Here is a 3,787-nt window from a genome sequence, read left to right on the forward strand (position 1 = left end):
CTATATTGAGGCGGCGGCCCTGTATCTGGCGCTGAGCTCGGTGCTGTCGGCATTGCAGACGCGCTTGGAAAAGCGACTTAACCGCTATGGCGGCTTCCTGGAGGCGCGTTCATGATCGGCCTCACCGACATCGAGAAGCGCTTCGGCGACAACCTCGTGCTGAAGGGCGTGACCGTCACCATCGAAGAAGGCAGCGTCACAGCCCTTGTCGGTCCCTCGGGCGGCGGGAAAAGCACGCTTCTGCGCTGTATCAACCTGCTTGAGATCCCGACTTCGGGCACGGTGCGCATCGGCGACGACGCGCTCGAATTCCACCCCGGCGGCAAGGTTTCCGCAACGGCCATCCGGCGCCTGCGGCTGCAGACGGGCATGGTGTTCCAGAATTTCCAGCTGTTCCCACACCGCACCGCGATCGAGAATGTCATGGAGGGGCTGGTGACGGTGCTGAAATGGCCGACGACGAGGGCGCGCGAGCGGGGGCTCGCTCTGCTCGAAAAGGTCGGGATGGCGCATAAGACCGATGCCTGGCCGGCGACGCTGTCAGGCGGCCAGCAGCAACGCGTTGCGATCGCCCGGGCGCTGGCGCCATCGCCGAAAGTGCTGTTGTGCGACGAGCCGACCTCGGCGCTCGATCCGGAACTGGCGCAGGAGGTGGTCGACGTGCTCAGCCAGCTCGCCCGCGAGGGGACCACCATGGTGATCGCGACGCACGACCTGCGCCTCGCATCGAAGATCGCGCAGGAGGTGGTGTTCCTCGACGCCGGCAGCGTCGTCGAGAAAGGCCCCGCCGCTGTCCTGTTCAGCAATCCGGAGCGCCAGCGAACCAGGCGGTTCATCGCGACACTGAAGCAGGAGGCAGAGAAGGAAGGAGGCGGCGAAGGTTAATGCATGTCGCCTAAAAGTTCGTAGCGGTTTGGGATAACGACATGCATACAAAGAAAAACCCGGCGCGAGGCCGGGTTTTCCAATTCGAGGGCGAGAAGCGCTCAGGCAGCTTCTTCTTGCTCGGCTTCTTCGTTGTCGGCCTTGGCGCCGCGTTTCGGACCCTTGTTGAGGTTCACCTCGATGAGGCGCACCGCCTCGGTTTCCGACATGCGGTTGACGGCCGCGATCTCGCGCGCCATGCGGTCGAGTGCCGCCTCATAAAGCTGGCGCTCGGAATAGGACTGCTCCGGCTGGTTGTCGGCGCGGTAGAGGTCGCGCACCACTTCCGAGATCGAGATCAGGTCGCCGGAATTGATCTTCGCATCATATTCCTGAGCCCGGCGCGACCACATGGTGCGCTTGACGCGGGCGCGGCCCTGCACGACCTTCAGCGCGCGATCGACATAATCCTCTTCCGACAGCTTGCGCATGCCGATGGAGGTCGCCTTGGCAACCGGAACCTTCAGACGCATCTTGTCCTTCTGGAAGTCGATGACGAACAGTTCCAGCTTGTGGCCCGCAACTTCCTGCTCGTCGATCGAGACGATCTGGCCGACGCCATGCGCCGGATAGACGATGTACTCGCCGGTCTTAAAACCGTGACGCGCTGCGCTGGACTTCTTCTGCGGGGTGATTGTTGCCATTACGCCATGAACTCCTTGGTGTGGTACCGGCATTCTGCCGGCCGAACTCGCGCGATCGGGTAACCGATCGTTAGCCGCACAACTACGAAACCACCGGAAAAGCCGAGGTCGGCAAGCCGCACAATTGCGACTGCCTGCCCCAGATCACTCTGGTCCGGATTGAGAAATTCACCTTTCAGTGATTTGGGGCGTTTGCGCCATAAATCGACGTTGTGTCACCGGCATGTTTGGCTGATATAGCACAAAAAGTCGGAAGAATCAAGGTTTTGCTGCACGCGCGAAGGTCAAGCGCGATCTCCGCTATCAAGGCAGTTAATGTGCGGTGCCTATTACGCCGCGTCATGCCGATCAAATCGGCGTCGCCGTTACAGCGCCACGCGCCCGTTTTGGACGTGCACGGGACGCTGTGACAGTTTTGATCTTGCGCATGATACTTTTCGAAAATCGATTCCGATTTTCGGAGTCAGGCGCTAGTCGCCCTCGCCGGGCTCGGGGGAGAAATACTTCTCGAACTTGCCGGCCTCGCCATCGAAGGATTTGGCGTCGGCCGGAGGCTCCTTCTTGGCGGTGATGTTGGGCCATTTATCGGCATATTCGGTGTTGATCTGCAGCCATTTGTCGAGCCCCGGCTCGGTGTCAGGCTTGATCGCGTCGGCCGGGCATTCCGGTTCGCAGACGCCACAGTCGATGCACTCGTCGGGATGGATGACGAGCATGTTCTCGCCCTCATAGAAACAGTCGACCGGACAGACCTCGATGCAGTCCATGTATTTGCATTTTATGCAATTATCGGTCACGACATAGGTCATCAGTCGGCTCCGGGACGTCACGTTTTATCAGAGCGAGGTGCGTCCAATCGGACGCACAAATGCACGCTCCAACGCTTTGAATTCACGCATCGTGTTCCCCAATGCGGTAGGCTTTTTTGGTGAGGTAACGTCTTTGCCCGCCGCTTGCAAGAGCAGCCATTGCGCGCGATACCGGCGTTTCCGGAATGGAATTCCAGACGGCCATGCGACGAAAGCCAGTTATGCGTCAGTCATCGCCGAGCAGCCGGTCGGTCTCCCGGCGTTCCTTCTTGGTGGGGCGGCCGCTGCCGGCATCGCGCAGTGCGGGAATCGCATCGGGAACGGCCTCGCCTTTTGGCACCGGCGGTGGCGACATATCCTCATAGAGCAAGCGCGCTTCCTCTGCGGGGCCGCGCCGGCTTCCCGTGCCGAGCACCTTCCAGACGAAGATGCGCCGCTCGAGAGTGATGGTCAGGACGTCGCCGGCGCGGACCAGATCGGAGGCCTGCGCTGCTTTGTCGCGATTGATGCGGACGCGTCCGGCCACCACCAGCTTCGCTGCAAGCGAGCGCGATTTCACCGCACGCGAAAAGAACAGCCATTTGTCGATGCGCTGGCGGGCATCAGCGACCATCGGAGCGAGCGAACCTACTTCTTCAGCTGGTCGCGCAACGCGGCGAGCTTGGCGAAGGGGGAATCCGGGTCGAAGCGCACGGGACGCTCCTCGCGCGGCTTCGGCTGGAACGCGGGTTTTCCACCGGGCGCGCCACCCTTGCCCTCCGGCCTGCCGCCCTTCCAGTCGGGCCGGCTTTCGCGACGATCGGAACGCTCGCCCTGCGGCTTGCCGTCGCGCCGCTCTCCCGTCTCGCCCTGGGGCTTGGGCTTGAACTTGCTGCGGTCGAAGCGCGGTTTGCCGGCGCCGTCGCGGCGTCCTTCATGGGCGGGCCGGCTGCCTGGAGCGCCGACCGGTTGTCCGCCGGTGGCATCTGCCGGTGCGTCGCCACGGCCATCGCGCGCGGCTTGCCCGTTGCGCGGGCGATTGTCCCTATCACGGGGCCGGTTATCATGGTGGCGGTGGCGCGGGCGCTGGTCGAAGCGGCCCTGCCGCCACAACAGAATGGGCTTTGGTTCCTCGGCTTCTTTCTCGGCCTGGGGAGCAGCCTCGCCAGTGGCGGCTTCCGCCGTCGCGGCAGGTTCGGCCGACACTGCTTCCGTTGCAGGCGAGGCTTCGGAGGCCGGCTCCGCCGATGCGACTTCAACCTCGGCGGTTTCGAGTTCTGCCTCTGGCTGAGCCGCTGATACCGGAGGCGCTTCGGCTGCGGCTTCGGCTGCAGGCAGCTCCTCTTCCGTGATCTCAGCCGGAGTTTCCCGCTGAGCTTTCGCGACAGGCTCCGCTTCACCTTCGGTGGAGGGTTCCGCAGGGGCTTCGGC

At 63.0% G+C, this 3,787-nt stretch carries 4 protein-coding genes and 2 pseudogenes; 2 read left to right on the forward strand and 4 right to left on the reverse strand.

The window, feature by feature from the left end; translation table 11 throughout:
* Nucleotides 1-115: pseudogene (locus EOA85_RS39445) on the forward strand (cysteine ABC transporter permease); the annotation flags it as partial.
* On the forward strand, nt 112-885 hold the full coding sequence (locus tag EOA85_RS30025; RefSeq protein WP_127212161.1) for an amino acid ABC transporter ATP-binding protein: 774 nt from the start codon (nt 112-114) through the stop codon (nt 883-885). The pseudogene EOA85_RS39445 and the gene EOA85_RS30025, both read left to right, overlap by 4 nt.
* 101 nt (nt 886-986) lie before the next feature.
* On the opposite strand, the gene EOA85_RS30030 is transcribed toward EOA85_RS30025, so the two are convergent.
* From EOA85_RS30030 to EOA85_RS30045, 4 genes and pseudogenes are all read right to left on the reverse strand, one after another.
* The gene (locus EOA85_RS30030) at nt 987-1,568 is read right to left on the reverse strand and encodes a CarD family transcriptional regulator (RefSeq protein WP_027152934.1); all 582 of its coding nucleotides are present in this window, start codon (nt 1,566-1,568) and stop codon (nt 987-989) included.
* A 470-nt stretch (nt 1,569-2,038) separates the two neighbouring features.
* A complete protein-coding gene (gene fdxA / locus EOA85_RS30035; protein ID WP_023762879.1) occupies nt 2,039-2,377 on the reverse strand; it encodes a ferredoxin FdxA in 339 nt (112 codons plus the stop codon).
* Between the two features lie 226 nt (nt 2,378-2,603).
* Nucleotides 2,604-2,990, reverse strand: coding sequence for an RNA-binding S4 domain-containing protein (locus tag EOA85_RS30040; protein ID WP_029348806.1), 387 nt, complete (start codon nt 2,988-2,990; stop codon nt 2,604-2,606).
* A gap of 14 nt (nt 2,991-3,004) precedes the next feature.
* Nucleotides 3,005-3,787 (reverse strand): annotated as a pseudogene (locus tag EOA85_RS30045) (helicase); the annotation flags it as partial.

Source organism: Mesorhizobium sp. M5C.F.Ca.IN.020.29.1.1 (assembly GCF_003997375.1).
Taxonomy (GTDB): domain Bacteria; phylum Pseudomonadota; class Alphaproteobacteria; order Rhizobiales; family Rhizobiaceae; genus Mesorhizobium; species Mesorhizobium wenxiniae.

What these genes read in the sequence shown, in the direction of transcription:
- EOA85_RS30025 (WP_127212161.1), top strand. Translation starts at nt 112, where the DNA reads ATGATCGGCCTCACCGACATCGAGAAGCGCTTCGGCGACAACCTCGTG.
- EOA85_RS30040 (WP_029348806.1), bottom strand. Translation starts at nt 2,990, where the DNA reads ATGGTCGCTGATGCCCGCCAGCGCATCGACAAATGGCTGTTCTTTTCG.
- fdxA (WP_023762879.1), bottom strand. Translation starts at nt 2,377, where the DNA reads ATGACCTATGTCGTGACCGATAATTGCATAAAATGCAAATACATGGAC.
- EOA85_RS30030 (WP_027152934.1), bottom strand. Translation starts at nt 1,568, where the DNA reads ATGGCAACAATCACCCCGCAGAAGAAGTCCAGCGCAGCGCGTCACGGT.